The 19,544-nt window shown below is 42.9% G+C and carries 19 protein-coding genes; 1 reads left to right on the top strand and 18 read right to left on the bottom strand.

Going from position 1 to position 19,544, the window contains the following annotated elements:
• Positions 1-35: 35 nt before the first annotated feature.
• The 7 genes from J1C81_RS01480 to J1C81_RS01450 all read right to left on the bottom strand — a co-directional run bounded on the left by J1C81_RS01480 (position 36) and on the right by J1C81_RS01450 (position 6,944).
• Positions 36-1,118, bottom strand: coding sequence for an ABC transporter substrate-binding protein (locus J1C81_RS01480; RefSeq protein WP_002907949.1), 1,083 nt, complete (start codon positions 1,116-1,118; stop codon positions 36-38).
• Between the two features lie 56 nt (positions 1,119-1,174).
• Positions 1,175-2,134 (bottom strand): ABC transporter permease, encoded by a 960-nt coding sequence (locus J1C81_RS01475; protein ID WP_235787750.1) that lies wholly within the window; start codon positions 2,132-2,134, stop codon positions 1,175-1,177.
• 48 nt (positions 2,135-2,182) lie between these two features.
• A complete protein-coding gene (locus tag J1C81_RS01470; RefSeq protein ID WP_002916541.1) occupies positions 2,183-3,679 on the bottom strand; it encodes a sugar ABC transporter ATP-binding protein in 1,497 nt (498 codons plus the stop codon).
• A 1-nt stretch (position 3,680) separates the two neighbouring features.
• Positions 3,681-4,043, bottom strand: coding sequence for a PTS lactose/cellobiose transporter subunit IIA (locus J1C81_RS01465; RefSeq protein WP_002916543.1), 363 nt, complete (start codon positions 4,041-4,043; stop codon positions 3,681-3,683).
• Between the two features lie 4 nt (positions 4,044-4,047).
• Positions 4,048-4,344, bottom strand: coding sequence for a PTS sugar transporter subunit IIB (locus J1C81_RS01460; RefSeq protein WP_002916544.1), 297 nt, complete (start codon positions 4,342-4,344; stop codon positions 4,048-4,050).
• 65 nt (positions 4,345-4,409) lie between these two features.
• Entirely contained in the window at positions 4,410-6,176 is a 1,767-nt protein-coding gene (locus tag J1C81_RS01455; protein WP_032909930.1) for an L-fucose isomerase, read from the bottom strand.
• Between the two features lie 21 nt (positions 6,177-6,197).
• Entirely contained in the window at positions 6,198-6,944 is a 747-nt protein-coding gene (locus J1C81_RS01450; RefSeq protein ID WP_002927999.1) for a class II aldolase/adducin family protein, read from the bottom strand.
• Between the two features lie 204 nt (positions 6,945-7,148).
• Here J1C81_RS01450 and J1C81_RS01445 point away from each other — a divergent pair, with 204 nt between their 5' ends.
• Positions 7,149-7,883 (top strand): DeoR/GlpR family DNA-binding transcription regulator, encoded by a 735-nt coding sequence (locus tag J1C81_RS01445; protein WP_002916546.1) that lies wholly within the window; start codon positions 7,149-7,151, stop codon positions 7,881-7,883.
• 133 nt (positions 7,884-8,016) lie between these two features.
• On the opposite strand, the gene J1C81_RS01440 is transcribed toward J1C81_RS01445, so the two are convergent.
• From J1C81_RS01440 to J1C81_RS01390, 11 genes are all read right to left on the bottom strand, one after another.
• Positions 8,017-8,781 carry an amino acid ABC transporter ATP-binding protein gene (locus tag J1C81_RS01440; protein WP_002916547.1) on the bottom strand — a complete coding sequence of 255 codons (765 nt, stop codon included), beginning with the start codon at positions 8,779-8,781 and terminating at the stop codon, positions 8,017-8,019.
• A gap of 12 nt (positions 8,782-8,793) precedes the next feature.
• Entirely contained in the window at positions 8,794-9,480 is a 687-nt protein-coding gene (locus J1C81_RS01435; protein ID WP_002916548.1) for an amino acid ABC transporter permease, read from the bottom strand.
• A gap of 3 nt (positions 9,481-9,483) precedes the next feature.
• Complete coding sequence (locus J1C81_RS01430) at positions 9,484-10,176, bottom strand: amino acid ABC transporter permease (RefSeq protein WP_002916549.1); 693 nt, start codon at positions 10,174-10,176, stop codon at positions 9,484-9,486.
• 207 nt (positions 10,177-10,383) lie between these two features.
• On the bottom strand, positions 10,384-11,268 hold the full coding sequence (locus J1C81_RS01425) for a transporter substrate-binding domain-containing protein (protein WP_002893848.1): 885 nt from the start codon (positions 11,266-11,268) through the stop codon (positions 10,384-10,386).
• Positions 11,269-11,283: 15 nt separating this feature from the next.
• Positions 11,284-12,285, bottom strand: a complete 1,002-nt coding sequence (locus J1C81_RS01420) for a uroporphyrinogen decarboxylase family protein (RefSeq protein WP_002905416.1) — start codon at positions 12,283-12,285, stop codon at positions 11,284-11,286.
• Between the two features lie 88 nt (positions 12,286-12,373).
• A complete protein-coding gene (locus tag J1C81_RS01415; RefSeq protein ID WP_002905417.1) occupies positions 12,374-12,574 on the bottom strand; it encodes a hypothetical protein in 201 nt (66 codons plus the stop codon).
• 55 nt (positions 12,575-12,629) lie between these two features.
• Entirely contained in the window at positions 12,630-13,676 is a 1,047-nt protein-coding gene (locus J1C81_RS01410; RefSeq protein WP_002905419.1) for a uroporphyrinogen decarboxylase family protein, read from the bottom strand.
• A gap of 272 nt (positions 13,677-13,948) precedes the next feature.
• Positions 13,949-15,091, bottom strand: a complete 1,143-nt coding sequence (locus J1C81_RS01405; RefSeq protein WP_002916550.1) for a mannitol-1-phosphate 5-dehydrogenase — start codon at positions 15,089-15,091, stop codon at positions 13,949-13,951.
• Between the two features lie 61 nt (positions 15,092-15,152).
• Positions 15,153-15,590 (bottom strand): PTS sugar transporter subunit IIA, encoded by a 438-nt coding sequence (locus J1C81_RS01400; protein WP_002916551.1) that lies wholly within the window; start codon positions 15,588-15,590, stop codon positions 15,153-15,155.
• Position 15,591: 1 nt separating this feature from the next.
• A complete protein-coding gene (locus J1C81_RS01395; protein WP_002916552.1) occupies positions 15,592-17,547 on the bottom strand; it encodes a BglG family transcription antiterminator in 1,956 nt (651 codons plus the stop codon).
• A gap of 23 nt (positions 17,548-17,570) precedes the next feature.
• The gene (locus tag J1C81_RS01390) at positions 17,571-19,340 is read right to left on the bottom strand and encodes a PTS mannitol-specific transporter subunit IIBC (RefSeq protein WP_002916553.1); all 1,770 of its coding nucleotides are present in this window, start codon (positions 19,338-19,340) and stop codon (positions 17,571-17,573) included.
• Between the last annotated feature and the right edge of the window lie 204 nt (positions 19,341-19,544).

Below are 19,544 nucleotides of genomic sequence, written 5' to 3'. Positions count from 1 at the left end.
TCCTCCAATACACCAATCTTTACAAACAATTTTGATTATTGGTAAAGCAATGGTTTAATTTCATCAGAGTCGATGTTCTTGGCATCATACCATTTTGAGCCTGTGTCTACATCTTTGACTTCTTTCCCTTGAGCCGCTTCAATAGCTAATTTTACAGATTGATAGCCGATTTGAATCGGATCTTGCGTAACAGAGCCTACAAATAGACCGTTGCGAATCGCATCTTGCTGCAAGGCACCTGAGTCAAAACCGACAGCCAAAATCTTGTCGGCACCGAGCTTAGATTCCTTGAAACTGCCATTTGCGTTGATAATAGCTTTAGCTGCAAATTCATTTGAACCGTAAATAGCGACTGTATCTGATTTTTCAAGTACAGTGGAAGCTTCTGTCTTACCTGCTGCATCGTCTACTTGAGCTGGTACACGAACTTCAATGATAGCTTTGGCATCTGATTCAGAGACATTATTTTTGAATTTATCATGACCAACAACAGCCGTTTTGATGCCTTTCTTTTCTAGCAACTCAACCATCTTGTCAATGAAACCGGAAGTCCGTTGTGTGATAGAGAGTGAGTTTGCTTCTTGGGAAACCACTCCGATACGAACCGGCTTGTCACCCAATTTCTTTTCTAGCATTGGGAATAAGTGTTCTGCTGCATTGGCACCGGCTGCATGGTTGTCTGTGGAGGCTGTTGCTTTGATTGCTCCGTCTGGTGCACCGGGAACCCCTGAGTCAAAACCAATCAGCGGGATATTCTTCGCTTGGGCTTGTTTAATAGCGTCTAGCTCTGATTCGGTATCAAGTGCTGCTAAGGCAATCGCATCTGGATTTTTGTTAATGGCATTGTTCAACTGTTCCAATTGTTCTGCGATAGCGGTTTCATTTTGAGGGCCGACAAAAGTAATCTTAGCGCCAAATTCATCTGCCGCTTGTTCAGCACCCTTATTAACAGCTTTCCAGAAGTCATGTTGGAAGCCTTTGGCAATTACTTCTACCCGATAGTCTCCACCCTTGCTGTTTGTTGCTTTATTGCTGTCTTTCTTAGAAGAGCAAGCAACTAGTCCAATCGCAGCAGCAGCAAGAAGGGCCGCAGTAGCAAATTTAAATGATTTTCTCATGATAAAAGCTCCTATTATATTTTATACACTCATATATATGATAGCGAGGGCTGTACTTATTTCTTCTTATTCTTGCGAATGAAAATATCAAAGTAAACAGCGACGATAACAACGAAACCAGTAATAAAGAGTTGATAGTGGGGCTGTAGGTCAATATATGGCAAACCAATTTTCAGGACTGACATGATGAAGACCCCGATAATGGTACCAATAACAGATCCGACACCACCAGCTAGAGAAGTTCCCCCTACTACGACACCGGCAATCGCATCCAGCTCCATACCGTTACCAGTACCTGGCAGAATCGTAGAGTAGGTGGCCGCATAAGCAACGGCAGCAAGCCCTGCTGACAGACCACCTATGACATAGGCCATGCCTTCCCATTTGACGACATTGACCCCAGACAGACGAGTGGCTTCTTTATTGGATCCAATCGCGAAGATATAGCGGCCAATTTTTGTCTTGTTCAATACTACTGCAGCAAGGACAGCCACAATCACCAGCACGATCAAGCCTGTCGGGAAATTATCCTGAGTTCGGAATAAATCTTTGTACCAACCTTCACCTGTTCCACGAAGAGGGAAGGTCACACTTTGCACATTTGAGACAATAGAGCTCAAACCGCGGGAAATCATCATCGTACCCAGTGTCGCGATAAAAGGCGGCAAACCGAATTTTGCGACCATGATTCCATTCAGCAGGCCGAATAATCCTCCAATGACTAGAATAGCCAGCAAAGACAGCCAGAGCGGCCAGCCCATCTTGGTATGAAGGACGCCCCCGATAATAGCCGAGCACATCATCACCGTACCAATAGAGAGATCAATACCACCTGTAATGATGACAAATGTGACCCCAATGGCAAGGAAACCAATGTAATATGACGCATCTAAGATACTGACTACCGTATCAAACGAACGAAATGATTCGCTGGAGATGGCAAAGAAGGCAAAGATTACCACCAAGGCAATCAAGGCAATCAGCTTTTGTAAACCAACTGTTTTTTCTAATTTCATCCATAAGGATTGTTTCTCTTCCATACGTAAACACCTCTGTTTTCACTTTTAACGGTCAGTCGCTAGCGCCAAGATTCTCTCTTGTGTTGCTTGGCTAATATCCAGCTCACCCGTTTTTCTACCTTCACACATAACTACGATTCGATCGCTCATCCGTAAGATTTCCGTCAGTTCTGACGAAATCATGATAATGGATTTGCCTTGAGCAACCAAATCATTCATCAGTGTGTATATTTCACTTTTGGCACCGACATCAATCCCTCGTGTCGGCTCATCAAAGATTAAAATATCACTATTTTGTTCCAGCCATTTGGCGATGACCACTTTCTGCTGGTTTCCTCCCGAAAGATTGCGAACCAGCTGTTTGGATGACGGTGTCTTGGTATGTAAAGATTGAACAAACTGATCACTTGCCTTGACAATAGCACCATCATCAATCAAGCCAGCCTTGATATACTTATCAAGATTGGTTATAACCGTATTGTTGGCAATGGTCATGTCCACGATACAGCCAAAGCGCTTGCGGTCTTCAGATAAGTAGCCAATCCCTTCCCGAATGGCATCCTGGGGAGAATTGATACTCACTTCTTTCCCATTTATAATAATGGAACCGCTTTCTTTTTTGTCTGCACCAAACAGCAAACGGGCAACTTCTGTCCGACCGGCTCCCATCAATCCTGAGAAGCCTAGAATTTCACCCTTATGGAGTTTGAAACTCACATCTTTAACGGCCGTTCCAGCACAGAGTTTTTTCACCTCCAGCACCACAGGAGCATCTTCTGCTACTGTTGACGCAGCCTTAGGATCTTCATAAATCGTCCGTCCAACCATCATAGAGATGATTTCATCCTTGGTGGTATCTTTGGTATTGACCGTGCCTACATACTCACCGTCCCGCATAACAGTCACGCGGTCTGTGATTCGGGCAATCTCATCCATCCGGTGGGAGATGTAGATAATACCGACACCTTTTGCACGCAGGTCGTCAATGATGACAAAGAGCTCATTGATTTCCGATTCAGTCAGAGCTGCTGTCGGTTCGTCAAAGACAATCACCTTGGCATCCATTGAGAGGGCCTTGGCAATTTCGACCATTTGTTGTTTCCCAACTGTCAGATTTCCTACTTTTTCAGTTGGGTTGATGTCTAGTTTTAAGAGACTAAAGAGTTCTTTTGCTTTTTTAATACTGGATGCATCGTTAATGAAGAAGCTGCCTTGGACTTCTTCCCGTCCAATAAAGATATTTTGAGCCACTGTTAGATGGTTCATCATATTCAATTCTTGGTGAACGATAACGATTCCTGCATCCATTGCTTCCTTGGGCTTGGAATAGACCACCTCTTCTTGATTGTAATGAATAGTACCCTCATTTGCTCCGTAGATACCAGTCAAGACCTTCATCAAAGTGGATTTACCAGCCCCATTTTCACCCATTAGAGCATGCACTTCACCAGCCCGCAAGTCAAAATTGACTCCCTTTAAGGCTCGGACTGGACCGAAGCTTTTAACAATGCCCTTCATTTCTAATATGACAGGATGATCCATGCTACTCACCTACCTGTTCCAGTTTTGCAATTCTTGCTTTTAAATCTTCGATTTCTTCTATTTGATTGAGAAATACGGCGGCTAATTCGAGTAATAAATGGCTATTCATAAAATGGTCCTGAGCATGGACCGCCAGCAGACTTGGAGGATTGGCTTTGCCACTCAGTTCAGACTGGATAAGGCTGGTCTGTAAGTTGTGAGCCTCCACGCTGAGTTTTCTCGCTTGTTCCAACTCAGCATTTGCTTCTTCCTTCTGACCTGACTGAGCCAACTCCAAACTCTGCATGACTTGCGCAGCCACTTTACTACTCTTGATAATCAGTCGCATCAGCTCTTGGCTTGAGCCTTTGTCTTGTCCTGCCATAGGCCTAGTCCATCAATACTTCAGCCTGACGAAGTACTTCTTCGCCTCTCATCAACTCGAAATCTTCATCACTAATGACTGCGACTGGCACCTGTAGGCTTGCTTTAGCCTTTTCTTCTAAATAGGCTAATTGCGGACTGAGCAATAAGACATCAATATTCTTCAAGTTATTCATACCCGTAATCCCAATGGAATAAAAGGAATAATCCAATTGGTCACGATGAATAACTTCATTGATTCGCTCTACCAACATACTGGTTGTTAAGCCACCTACGCAGGCTAGAATAATTGTCTTGGTCATCTAAGCTACTCTCTTTCTATTGGGTAGGCTGCATGCCCAGAAAGAGGCACGCCCACCCAAAATCTTTATTTATGAATTGGCCCTAATAATTGGCAAGCACGGTAGTCGGCTGATTCCAAATCTTCTGTGCCAAACAGTGACCAGTTCTTGGGACGGAAGATGTCTTCCTCTGGCACATTGTGCATATTGACTGGGATACGCAGCATAGAAGCCAGCGTAATCAAATCCGCTCCGATATGGCCATAGGTGATAGCACCGTGGTTTGCTCCCCAGTTGTTCATAACATCATAGACAGACTTGAAGGCACCTTTTCCTGTCAAACGCGGTGCAAACCAAGTGGTTGGCCAGCCCGGATCTGTTCGATTATCCAAGGTATGATGCACTTCCTCTGGCAATTCCAAAGTATAACCTTCAGCGATTTGTAAGACCGGACCTACACCTTTAAGGATGTTCAAACGTACCATGGTCACAGGCATATCGCCCTTGGTCAAGAAGCGAGTAGAGAAGCCGCCACCACGGAAGTATTCGCGATTGGCTGGTGGGAAGTCTGTATTTTCAAGCATCGCATCTACTTCGCTTTGTTCCAATTCCCAGAATGGCTTGATGACTGGCTTGCCGTCTCGACTGGCTTGCCCCGTTCCATCCAGAGTACAAGAGCCAGAGTTAATCAAGTGCAGGAAGCCGTCAGCTGCCTGACCTTCTAACTGATGCCCTGTAACACGTTCTACCGCTTCTGGACTCCAATAAGTCCGGACATCTGCGAAGATTTGCGGTGTATTTGTCAAGAGATAGTTAAAGAGCATAGACACACCGTTGAGCGAGTCATTTTCTGTCGCAAAGACATAAGGCTTACGAATGCCGTTCCAGTCAAACTGAGTATTGAGGAAGGTTTCCATGAAGTCCCCGTTCGGGAAGTGGTCTGTCCATTGACGCTGACCTTGGAAGCCAGCAACCAAGGCATGATGCCCAACAGCTTCTTCCTCAAAGCCAAGCTCAGCCAAGCGAGGGTTGCCTTGCATAAGGTCTCGGCCAATCATGAACATCTTGACTACAAATTCCCATTGTTTTGCTTTTTCTTCTGGAGAAAGAACCAAGTCTTCACGGTTACGATCCACACCTTCTTTGATGTGTTCTTTGACCCAAACCATGGCCCGTTCAAATTCTTCGTGATCATAAATGCCCCGGTCAATCCGACGAGTAAACTCCGTCATATCAACTGATTCATTACGCATACCTAGGTATTCTTGGAAGAAATCTGGATTGACAATGGAGCCGCCGATTCCCATAGAGACGCTGCCCATGGACAAGTAAGCTGTGTCACGCATCAGTCCTGTTGCCAAAGCGGCCCGACTATAACGGAGAATTTTTTCTTTTACATCTTCTGGAATTTCAGTGTCGCTAGCTTCCTGGACATCCCTGCCATAAATACCAAAAGCTGGAATTCCTTTTTGCGCATGTGAAGCCAGTACTGCAGCGAGATAAACAGCTCCTGGCCGTTCAGTGCCATTGAAGCCCCAGATAGCATGCGGAATATCTGGCGACATATCCATGGTTTCACTACCATAGCACCAGCAGGGTGTCACTGTGATAGTCGCGCAGACATTTGATTTTTTGAATAATTCATGTGATGCGGCTGCCTCAGGCACACGTCCGATGGTAGATGGCGAAATAACACATTCAACAGGCTGACCGTCGGGATATTTCAGAGTTGAGCTAATCAAGTCAGCCACACTTTTAGCCATATTCATGGTTTGTACTTCTAGTGATTCCCGAACACCTTGGCGACGTCCGTCAATGGTTGGACGAATTCCAATACGTGGATGTTGAGTCATAATCATTTCCTCCAATGTTTCTTATTCTTTGATGCTTCCGTCACCATTATATTTACGATAACCAGGGTGACGGCCTGTGACTTTATAATTGGCCCGCATTGCAAACAAGCGTTCCAAGGTTGGACGAGAAATTTCCTCCTCCTCAACTCCCTTAGTAGAAAGCAACATGCGTCCGTGGAAAGTGGTCTTAGCAACCAGCTCCAAGGTTTCCATCCGATAGTAAGCTGTAATCACATCGCTTCCTACTGTCAAGGCACCATGATTTTCAAGTAACATGACATCATGTTCTGGCAAGTACGGAGTGATAGCATCTGGCACTTCCATAGTAGATGGCACACCAAAGGGAGTGATGGGAATTGCTCCTACTACAATGGCACTCTCGATCAAGGAATAGGTATCAAGCGGAATATGAGCCAGCGCAAAGCCAGTCGCAATTGGCGGATGTGCGTGGACAACAGCATTCACATCCTCCCGTTCTTCATAGCAGCGAATGTGCATCTTGATTTCACTGGATGGACGATAGCCGTCCTGAGCCTCGATAATCTCCCCTTTTAGATTGAGCTTGACGAGTTTTTCAGGCGTGATAAAGCTCTTACTGATACCTGTTGGCGTTGCAATAATGGTATCTTGGTCTAGACGGACTGAGACATTGCCGTCATTAGCGGCTACCCAGCCTAGTTGCCACATCTTGTGGCATACATCACATATTTGTTCGCGGATTATTTCTTCTTGATGATCCATAATCTCACTCCTTTCTGGATTCATCATAGTATTTTTGGTAAGCGCATTCAATACCTGTACCTTTAATTGATAAATAGCCAACTTTTATATAACAATATGGCCAAAAATGTTCATAATCGTCCAATCTAATGGTTACTATATTGATTTTTTTTCGTTTATTGTGTTATAATGTGACCATAAATGTTCAGCTTTGTTCATCGGTGGAGGTCACTATGGTTTCTTTTGGAACGAATGAGTCGAATTATAGACATTCTCAGCAAGCGAAAGATTATTGCAACCGCCCAACTTGAAGAACTTTTGTACTGTTCTACATCAACGCTTCGACGGGACTTGATTGAGCTAGAAAAAGAGGGGAAGATCATCCGCTCTCATGGTGAAGTCATGCTGATTACGGCTAATAATGTAGAATATGTGTATTCTGCTCGCGCCCGTGAAGAAGAAAAAAGCAAGCAACAAATTGCTGAAATTGCTTCAACTTTTATCACTCATAACCAGTCTATCTTCATTGACAGCTCTACGACTGCAGCTATGCTCATTCCGCATTTGGCACCTTTCCAGAACCTACGTGTCATAACAAATGGTATTGAAGCAGCCCACCAGCTAAATAACTTTGAAAATGTTACCCTCTTTTTATCAGGCGGACATATTGGCTGCGGGACCAATTCTGCGCTGGGCGATTTTGCTGCCAACTTCATCAACAATTTCCATGCAGACTTACTGTTTTTTAGCTGCCGCGGATTGGATCGCTACGCCGCCTACGAAGCCAACCACAATCAGGCGCACATCAAGCGGGAAATGATAGCTAATAGCGACAAGGCAATTCTATTGGCCGACCACTCTAAGTTTAACACCAGTCATTATTTCAAACTTTCCAACTACTCTAGCCTGGATTGCATTATCACCGACCAGCCACCAGTTGAATCCTTCCAAAACGCTGTCGGGAGCCAGTGCGAAATCCTCTGGTAAGCAACTTTCTTTAAACACAAACTAGACCGAGATAGGCTTATCTCGGTCTAGTTTTTTGTCTATCTTTTTCATTATTGAGCCAAAGGATAACAGCGTTCTATCAAAAATAAAAATCTGGACATAATCCAGATTTTTAAATCATATACTCTACACTATAGCTGGCATCCGATAGAATGCGGGACAGAAACTGTTTGGTCCGCTCTTCCTTCGGGCTAGAGAAGAACTCCTGAGGAGGATTTTCTTCGACGATGTGACCTCCGTCCATAAGGATGACATGGTTGGCCACATCACGGGCAAAGCTCATCTCGTGGGTCACAACGACCATGGTCACTCCCTCCTGAGCCAGCTGTTTCATGACACTGAGAACTTCTCCGACCAATTCCGGATCTAGAGCCGAAGTTGGTTCATCCAGCAGGATGACATCTGGCTTGACAGCAATGGCACGCGCAATCCCAATCCGCTGCTGCTGGCCGCCTGATAGCTGAGAAGGATAGTAGTCTTTGTAGGCCAAGAGGCCCACGCGATTCAAGGACTCTTCCGCAATCTTAAGCGCTTCTTCCCTCGGTATCTTACGAGCTATCACTAAGCCTTCTAAGATATTTTCAAGGGCTGTTTTATTGGCAAAGAGATTATAATGCTGGAAGACAAAGGCCGTCTTTCTACGAATTTCCAAAATCTCCTTTTTGCTGAGCTTAGCCAAATCATAGTCCTTACCAGACAAAGTCAACTGGCCGCCATCCGCTTTTTCTAAGTGATTCAGACAGCGCAGAAATGTTGTTTTCCCAGAGCCTGAGGGGCCCAGAATAACCACAACGTCACCTTGATTGACCTTGAGACTGACATCTGCCAGCACCTGGTGCTCTCCAAATCGTTTGGAGATATGTTTTACTTCTAACATAATCTTTCCTTCCTAAGCAAGAGCGTAGCGCTTTTCCAAGCCCCTAAACATCCACTGAATCAAGCCACAAATAATGAGATAAATAACAAAAATCACCAGATAAGACTCTGAATACTGGTAAGAATGGGAGGCTTCTATCTTAGCCAGGGCTGTGATATCCTTGACCGTCATGACAAATACCAGCGAGGTGCCCTTGACTAGATTGATAACCAGATTGGCCAGATTGGGCAGGGCTGAGCGCAATGCCTGAGGAAAAACAATTCTCCGATAAGCTTGAAAATTCGTTAAACCAATCGCTTGAGCCGCCTCCAACTGCCCTTTATCCACCGTCAAAATGGCAGAGCGCAGAATTTCCGATAAACTGCCTGTCGTCATCAGGCTATAAATGATGAAAGCATAGTAAAGCGGATTGAACTTAAAGACGTCTACCTGACTGCCCAGACTTTTAAAAATTTGATTCAGTAAGCTAGGAAAAAGACTATAGAAAAAGAGAATGAGCAAAATGGGCGGCGTCGCCCGAATAAAGGCCAGATAAACCACTGAAAAGGTCCGAAAACCCCGAACTTTATAAATCTGTCCCAGAGCTAGAAGCAGAGCCGGAATAAAGCTGAGCAGAATAGCCACCACCATAATGATCAGGGTTACCGGTATGCCTTTCAACGTTACCAGAAAGGTATTTACAATATAATTCAAATCCATGCTTTACCTCTCCTTGACTGTCAGACTTTTTTCCAGAAGCTGGGAAGCCAGCGAAACCACTAGAGCAATTCCCCAGTAAATCAAGGCCACCGCTGTATAGGTTTCGAGGGAATAATTGCCCAGATTACGGCTGATAAGATTTTGCCCCGCTCCCATGACATCAACAGCTCCAATCGTATAAGCCAGCGCAGCATCCCGCATGAGATTAAGAAGGGCAGTAGTCAGATTAGGCAGGGCGATGCGAAAAGCCTGTGGCAGGACAATACGCAGAAAAGTCTGCACCGGTGTCAAGCCAATACTGAGACCTGCCTCAGTCTGCCCCTTGGGAACAGCAAGATAAGCTGCCTTGAAGACTTCCGCAATCATAGCCGCAAAGAGCAGAATCATGGTGATGATGACAAACACAGTTCGCGACCAATTATTGATATCCAGCCCCAGCCACCATTCTAAGAACTCTGGAATGCCATAAAAAACCAAGAAAAGCAAGACGATAGGCGGTGTACATCTAAGGATAAATATATATCCTCTAGCCAGACCAGCGAAAGACTGCTCCTCAGCAATCTGAGCCCAAGCCAACAGACCACCCAGCAAGGAGCCAATCAAAGCTGTCACAAACATAATCCATAAAGTGGTCGGCAGAGCCTGCAGCAGACTAGGCAGCAGGCCAAAGACACGGGACAAGTCATACGAGACCATAAGTTTCTTCTCCTTCGACAGTGATTAGATAGAATAAGCTTCTCTTGGACGGGCGCTTTCAGATTGGAATAGCCTTGCTCTCGCCTGGCTATCCTCTTTGAAAATTCCTTCAAACAGCAGCAAGGTCAGCTTAGAAGCCACCAACTCTATTTTCAGCCAGCTTCTCAGTCAGCCTTTTGATTTTCCATAATCAGCAGACAGCAGCAACTAATCCTTGTCCACATAAGAGAAGACATCTTCTCCGAAATACTTTTCAGATAGTTTGGCCAAGGTTCCATCTTTTTCCAGTTCCTTAATAGCCTTCTCATATGCCTTGGCAAATTCTTCATTTTTTTCGTTTTTATGAAGCAGTGGATAGGTCGGAATCCCCTTGTAAGGGAACCAAGTCAGTTGATCCGCATACTGGTGGTAAGAACCTTCCTTGTCCGTCACAGCTTTTTCAAATGACAGCTTGATGTCAAAGAAAGCATCGTAGCGTCCTTCCAGAACCCAAGCATAAGCATCAGCCACCTTGAAGGACTCTGCTGCAGTCAAATCAATAGGAGCTCCGCTATGCTTTTTGTTATACTCTTCGATAACGGCCCATTGAGCATTCTGCGGAGAGATTGGTACCAGCTTGCCCTTTTCCTTGGCAAAGTCATCAATGGTCTTGTATTTTTCAGCGTCTTCCTTGCGAATAGTGAAACCGATAATGCTAGCGCCGATTGGGCTTTTTGGAATGATGAACTTCTTCGCCCGCTCTTCGGTGTACCAGGCTCCCTTGGTTCCGATGTCATATTTCCCAGATTCCAGACCGACTAAAAGATCCTCATCACTAGTACCAGTATATTCAAACTGATAGTCTGGCAGCTTTTCATCAATGGCCTTGAGAACAGCAACCTCATAGCCATCTGACTCGCCCTTTTCATCCACAAAGTCATAAGGAACATAGTTCTGTGTATGTGCCACTTTCAAAGTCGTGACCTTGCCGCTGCCTGATGCAGAGCTGCTCGTCTTGCTAGATGAAGCACCTGTCAAAGTCCGGCCCAAGTAAGTCGCAGCTACAATAGCAATCACTGCTGCTCCACCAATAATCCATTTTTTCTTGCTCATTCTTTCGTCTCCTTCTTATGTTAAGCTTGCTGCTTGGCGAACCCACTGAATCCGCTCTGCTTCAATATCGCTTGGAATAGTACAGTCAGCCCCGATAATCAAAGCTTCCTTGCCAGCTCCTGCTATCAGCCGCTTGGTCTCATCTTGAATAGCCGCTTGACTGCCCGTGTAGAGCAGGCCGTCCTTGCCATTTTCAAAGCCACCGAGGACAGTCCGACCGCCAAATAATTTTCGTCCCTCCGCTAGGCTGATACCTTCTGGCCCCACTGCCCAGTTGATGACCTGAGCTGGATAATCTGTGAAAAGATGAACATCATTTCGCGCGCCTTCGTAACCGCAAATGTGCAGGATATTCACTCCGCCAGCCGCGTTGGCTGCTTCCAGCACCGCCAATTCACTCGGAGCAATAAAAGCCTTATAGTCTTCAGGCGACACCCGTGCATCCTGAATGCTCTGAACGCTAAGGTAGATTCCATCCGCACCAGCTTCCTTGATAATTCGCTCCGTCAGAGCTGCAATATCTTGAGCAATCACATCCAGTACCCGCTTCGTGAGCACCGCATCCTCCGCCAAGAAATCTGCAATGATGTCATCTCCACCAGCAACCTTACCGACCAACCATTTGAAGTAGGTCACTGGCGCAAAAATATTGTAAATAGCGACTAAGTCCTCTGTAAAGCCAGCCTTAATCTTCTGAACCAGCTCCACCTGCTCACTAATCCAAGGGTGGTCAGCACCTAGCGGCTCAATATCTGCTAAATCCTTGATAGATTGGACTTTTTCCAAGCGCTCGTTAGGATAGGCAAAATAACCATCACTCATCAGCTTGATAAAGTCTGGCTCGACTTCTGCCAGAAAAGCTTGATGGCCAGCCAGATTTTTATCAATAATGGCCTGATTTCCAAAACCAGCCAGCCACTCCTCTTCGCTGGTAAAATGATGCCAGAAACCAACTGGCACTCGGTCAACAGGCTCTCCTCTGAAAGCTTTCAGTACTAATTCTCTTTTTGAAGTCATCTTCTCTCCTTTTTCTATTGTTCCTATCTAGCCAATGAGTTGTTTTTTAGCTTTTTCATTGGACTAATTCATCATTTTAAGTAAAATTCTAATCCGACAAGAGCAGAGCAGCGATATCATTGGGCTGCATCAAGCCAGTTGACTGCTCTGGCAGTTTCTTGAGCACCTGTAAATCATCTTCTTTTTTGTCTGAAGACTGATGAGCATAAATCTGACTGATGCTCAGAAATGCTCCTATTATCAAGAATATCAGAGCAAGAGCTGCAAGCCTTTTTTGATACCGATTCATCTATCTTCCTCCTTGAAAGAGTTGAAAAATGCTCTCTAGGACTTTGGCAAGTCCGTCAGAACTGACTAGCCGCCTGACGAATCCAGTCCAGTCTTTCTATTTCAAAATCATCTGGTACAGTGCAGTCAGCCCCTAGAATCACTCCCTGACTGCCAGTTTCAGCCAGCAGCCGCTTGGTCTCATTCTCTAATTCTGCACGACTGCCCGTATTTAGAAGAGCTGCTCTGCCATTTTCAAAGCCGCCCAGGACAGCCTGACCGCCAAAGAGCTTGCGCCCTTTCGCTAAGCTGACCCCCTCATGATGGGTTGCCCAGTTAAAGACTTGAGCCGGATAGTCTTTGAACAGTTCCAAATCATTGCTGGCTCCTTCAAAGCCGCAGATGTGGAGAATATTCTGACCGCCAGCCGCATTTGCCGCTTCCAGGACCTTAACTGTACTAGGCTCAATATAACGACGATAACTGGCCTCATCTACCCGACCGTCTTGGACTTGCTGGGTACTGAGATAAATCCCATCAGTGCCCGTCTCCTCAATGATGCGTCTAGTCAAAATAGAAATATCACCGGCAATAACATCTAAAACATGTCCTGTCAGCTCAGGATCCTCTGCCAGAAAATCTGCAATTTCTCTATCTCCTCGCGACCCTTCCCTGCGGAACCAGCGCTTGAGGTAGGAGACCGGCGCAAAGATATTGTAGAAGGAAGCGAGGTCCTCTGGATAGCTTGCTTTTACAGCCTTCACCATCTCAATCTGCTGCTCAATCCAAGGATGATGCTCACCGATAGACTGAATAGCTGCCAAGTCCCGAATGGACTCAACATGATCCGAATAAAGCGCGCTAGGATACTTAAAGAAGCCATCGCTCATAATCTTGACAAAATCTGGCCGTGCAGCTCGAACATAAGCAGCATGCCCCTCAACACTTTTATTGAAAATCACTGGATTGTTCAGGCCCAGCATCTTTTCCTCTTGGCTTACAAAGTGAAACCAAAAACCAACAGGCACTCGGTCAACTTCTTCACCCCGAAAAGCTCTCAGCACTAATTCTTTCTTGCTGATCATTACTTCCTCCTTCTTTGAATTTGTAATATATCTTACCATCCTCTCTTTCTCCTGGGAAATATATTTTCCCTATCAGCCTGATTAAAAATATTTATCAAAGCAAAATAAAAAAGCTAGACTAAGCTAGCTTTCTCAAGGCTTTTCAGACTCTGCTGAATAACCTTATTTTTTGTACCCTTTTTAGATAAGTACCATATATATTTTCTATGGATGAGATAGGTAATTTTTATAGGCACAGCCTGTTGCGCAAGATTTTATCTAATTTATTGCTACCTATCAATTAAGCAAGTAGAAGAGACTTCGAATCTGATTTACTTTTTGATAAGAGCGACAATCTGATTTATCAGTTCCAGATCATTTAAGCCTGTAATCTGAACGACAACATCTCTGATTGGCTCATTGCTTAAAAGTTGTTCTAATTTAACACTTTCTTCATCATTTACATCGCGATAGTCAAAGACATAACCAACTGTTTTAAGTAGGTTATAATAGGACAGTTTGCGTTCTTTCAGCTCACGAATCGGTCGAATAAAGCGTTCATTGTATCCTAATTTGCGTATTGGAGTACGAGCTACCCGGCTAACCTCATCCACTATGAAAGGATTTTCGAAACGTTCTATAATGACTTTGTGATAATTTTCCAACTCTTTTTTATCAAAATTCCATTTGGCAATCAAGAGACTGCGAATTTCAGCTAAAACGGCTTCAATCTGAGACTTGATATCAGGATTCTGGAGAGCTTCCAAAATTGTCTTGGCACCATAATGAGCACCAATGTAAGCTGAAGTTGCATGGCCAGAATTGACTGAAAAAAGTTTTCGCTCAATAAAAGGTTCCAAATCTTCTTCATAATGAACATCTTCTAGACGTAAATCTGGATTTTTAAGACGCTTGGTTTCCACGACCCATTCATTAAAGGGCTCGACCACAACAAAAAGAGGATCTTCGTGACTTTGTGCTGGAACAATCCTGTCTACTGCAGCATTTGGAAAACCTATATAGTTCTCAGCAAATATCAAACCTTCCGGACTTAAATATTTCTTGACTTCTTGATAGAGAAATTGAGATCCGCCAATCATATTTTCACAGGCCATAACATCCAATGCTTGCGTATTTCCTGCAGACCGTCGAGCTTCGATTCCCTTAGCTAGAAGTTCAGCGATAAAAGGGAGTATATTAGGTCCGATTGCAGTAGTAATGATATCCGCCTTTTGAATCGCTTCAATAACTTGCTCAGGATGTTCCTTACTATTAATGCCAGCCACATGAGCTATCTCTATGCGGGGCTGTCCTTCCTGAGCAATTTCAATTTCATACTTGCTCTTTTCATTTAGAGCATGAATTATCTGATTATTGACATCCACAAAATCAATATGAAAACCATTTTTGAATAGAATTTCACCTATAAAACCTCGACCGATATTACCGGCACCAAAATGAACAGCATGTTTCATTGAATTTCTCCTTTTCTTGTTTGAGGGACATATATACTAGATGATAAATGAAGAAATTCGATTATTCAACATCATCAAGTAAGCGCAATACTTCCTCTTCTGACTGAGCATCTGCTAATTTAAGAACATTATCTACATCTGCACAGAAGATAGAAATTTTCTGAATAATTTCTAAGTGTTCATTACCAATACCAGCAATACCAAAAAGAACTGTTGCCACTTGAGGGTTAGATTCATTCCCAAAGTCAATCCCTCTAGGGACTTGAACGACTGTAATACCAGACTTGAGGACATCCTTTTTTGCTGCATCTGTTCCATGTGGTATGGCGATAAAGTTACCCATATAAACAGATAGCTCTTTATCACGCTCAATCATGGCTTCAATATAGTCTTCATTAACATATCCACCCTCATAAAGAACTTGCCCACAATAACGGATAGCTTCCTCCTTGTTAGAAAATTGTTTATTAAGCTTAATCAAATGTTTTTCAAGTTTCATGTTAGTTCTCCAATTTCTTAATTTTTTCGTTAAAAATAGTATTTAGCATCTGATAAATAATGGATTGATTTCCCGTCTTGTAAATCTCTGTATAAAGATGATTTTCAATAATCGACTGACTGATAGCTGTCATTAAATCTCTCACTTCCTCGCTAGCCTCCTTAGACATAAGCATCAGCAGACACCTTTTGACCTCTTCTTCCTCTCGTTTCATTGACAATGCGGAGATAGGTAGTTTGAGTTCAAACATAGTAAAACTATTTGTTGTTACCTTGCTAGACTGACTATGTAAAAGTACCAGACCAGTATTAGGAATCGCCATAGGACTATTATGGAAGTGTGATAATAATTTTCTTGTTAGATAATCATAGTCACTCACATTCTTCTGATATTGGATGATTTGTTCTACCGTGCGCTCAAATGATTGCTCATTCTCCAATTGTACCAGCTCAAATTGACTCAAAAGCTGACTGCTAGATATCAAATAGTCCTGCAAGTCATAATTTTTCTCTGGAGCTATAGCATCGCGCGCGACAATCGTACGATGTGCCTGTACATACTGAAGCCGTTCCTGCAGTTCAAGCAATTCTTTGACGGTTGGAAAACTAGAAATTACATCAATTTCCTGATTAGCCAGTGGCTTGGTAGATAAAATATAATCATACTGACTGAGATCAATACTGTGATAGTCTGCTAGAGACTGAATATCTATCCACTCTACGAAAGGAGCAACACTCTTAATTTTACTGAATAATAAATCTCTAGTGACCCGACGTTCGTCCGTTAAAAGCAAAATACGGACTGGATAAATCTCTGGACTACGACCTAAGCTAGAGATAAAATGTAGGGCAATCATGCCATACTCATACTCTGTATGAAGGTATTTCGGAAAAATATCATTCACCAAAAGACTGATGACTGTATAAAGAAATTTATTCCTTTCAACTAAAAGCTGGACAGATTCTGGTAAATTTTCACCCTGAAAAAGAATAGGGACGCCTAAACTGAGCCGAATATGATGGAAAAGAAAATTGAATAAAACCTTGTCCTTAAAAAAGTCAATCTTGGTGTACATGGAAACCGTATCAATCAGATTTGAAATATTGTAGAAAAATTCACCATCAAATTTCTCAGTAAAGAGCGGATTTTCCTGACGTTTAATGATTAATTCATCCAAGATACTCGCAAAATAGATAATTTCCTGAATACTATAAAATTGCTCAGTCTGCTTAGAGTAAGCTTGAAAAATTTTTTGAGAAATCTCCAAAGCTTGCTTACTAGTATTAGGTAAATTTTCAATGTTTTGCTCCTGACCTATAAGAGATAACAAGATTGCAAAAAACATCTTCATCCTAGCATCCATATCTGGAAAACCTGACAGTTGCTTATTAACAATCTGACTGGCCAGCCGAGTTCTATCTGCTTCTAAAATATCAAAACTTCCAAAATTTCCGGTTGAAAAATCTGCCACTGAGATACAGTTTGTCAGTAAAATAGCCAAAAATCTTCTCTTACTAACTGAATCACCAGAAATCCGATAACCCTTTTGCCGTTCAATTTTCAGATCAAAGTCTAAAAGACGCTTATCAATATCTGAAATATCCTGAATAATAGTTACATTACTGACTTTCGTGCACTCTTGCAAGACTTCATTAGTGACATAACCATTCTCAGTCAGAAGGCGATAGGTAATCAACTCTTGTCTTTCTTGGGGACTATACTCAACTAACACTTCAAGTTCTGTTGGTAGATCGTCCAGTTCGCCAGTCAAAATATAGTATTTCCCATGCTTCGTTATTTCAATCCCATAGTGCTCTATGCTATCTGTCAAATCTGATAAAGTCCGATAAATTGTTCTAGATGAGACCTGTAAGATTTCAGTCATGTCTTGCATTGAAAGCTTCCCTACATGTAGGAAAGCCTTCAATAATTGTTCTTCTCGTTTGGTTAATAGCATTCGTAATTTAGAAACCTCTAGTTCTATTTATACATTCTAGCAACCATTTTATCATATTCTGGTGTTGTTACTAAACTATCTACAATAAGAAATTGAGAATTCGGTGCTGCTTGTTGCACTTCTGCCTGTAAAGCAATAGTTGTTACAATCATTATGTTTTTAGAATTAAATTCACCTAATTCTGAAATTTTAGCAGTAGAAACTGGAATACGTATATTCTTGTTTCTAAAGATAGCCCTAATCGTTTCACAGCCCATAGTTGCAGATCCCTGTGCTTTACCATAAGCAACTACTACAGCATCAATATGGTTAAGGTCAATTTCCTGACTATCTACTGGAGCTGAAGTTGGTATATCTCCTTCAATTTCTGCTATTGGAGAAGCTCCTGTTAATGAAGCTACAATTTCATCATAACGAGGGGACGCTAAGAAATTATCAACAGAAACATGAATAGCACTTGGACTCTTGCCTTTAGCTCTTGGTGTCAGTTCTTCCTGAGTAACAATTAATGTTTTTGGTGTATCAACCAAGTTTGAGATGGCCTGATTAGATACTGGAATTCCCAGACCTGCTTTTTTAACCTTATCACGGAGAATACTAGCTCCCATCGCAGAGCTTCCCATGCCAGCATCACAAGCAAAAATAATTTTCTCTACTGAATCTCTTGAAATGTTTGTATCTACAGCAACTGGAACTACTTGCCCCTTAGATTTAGCCTTTGCAGCTTGAGTAGCAGCTTGAGCAGCTTCTAACGAATCATCAGTCGACTTATCTGCACGTAGGATAAGAGCTGCTACAAGGAAAGAGACAATTGCTCCCACTAATACCCCAAGCAGGACATTAAGATGAGGCCACATACCTTTTGGAGCCATAGCCATAATCGCGATGATAGATCCTGGAGAAGCTGGAGATTTAAGACCAGCATCTAAAAATTGGAATGTAAAGGTACCTGACACACCTCCAGCAATCGCAGCTAGGAAAAGAACAGGCTTCATCATAACATAAGGGAAGTATATTTCATGGATACCACCGAAGAAATGGATGACCATTGCTCCCCAAGAAGAAGATTTCGCAGAACCTTTACCAAACAAGGCGTAAGCCAAGAGAATACCCAGACCTGGTCCAGGATTAGCCTCTAAGAGGAAGAGAACAGATTTACCAGCTTGAGATACTTGCTCAGCTCCTAGAGGTGTAAAGATTCCATGATTAAGAGCATTGTTAAGGAAAAGTACCTTTGCTGGTTCGATGATAATGTTTGCCAAAGGTAGAAGTTTAGCATTGACAATAGCCTCAACACCATTTCCAACAGCTCCAGTAAGAGTCGATACCACTGGACCGATTGCGTAGAAAGCCAAAAGTAGTAATGCAAAACCAACTAGACCAGCTGAAAAGTTATTAACTAACATTTCAAAGCCGGGACGAATTTTTTCTTGGAACTTCTCATCAAATTTCTTGATAGCCCAGCCTCCCAGTGGCCCCATTACCATAGCTCCGATAAACATAGGAACACTAGAACCTGTGATCGCACCAACAGTAGCAATAGCCCCTACGACGGCACCACGTTGTCCATGAATTACATAACCGCCCGTGTAACCAATTAGAGTCGGCAGTAGATAAGTCAACATAGGACTAACAATAGCAGCCAACTGCTCATTTGGTAGATAACCATCAGGAATAAAGAGGGCAGTTAACACTCCCCAAGCAATAAAAGCCCCAATATTGGGCATAACCATGTTTGAAAGTGATGTTCCCAGTTTTTGAACTCTAACTTTCAAAGATACTTTTTCTTCCATTAGGATTTTCCTCCTTTTCTTTAATTCTAGTATATACAAAAATGAAAACGCTTAAAACTAAAGCTTTGTCACAGATTTTGTGCCAAAAAATCAACTTTTGTCACAAAATTCTCTTTATTTTGCCATATAACAATATAAAATGTACTGAAAATCGCATCAAAAATTCAAATTATGAGTTATAAAAAATAGGCTGTAAAATCTAAG

Origin of the sequence: Streptococcus sanguinis (assembly GCF_050225395.1) — a bacterium.
Taxonomy (GTDB): Bacteria; Bacillota; Bacilli; order Lactobacillales; family Streptococcaceae; genus Streptococcus.
The sequence above is the reverse complement of the archived record's forward strand: the minus strand, read 5'-3'. Positions and strand labels throughout refer to the sequence as shown.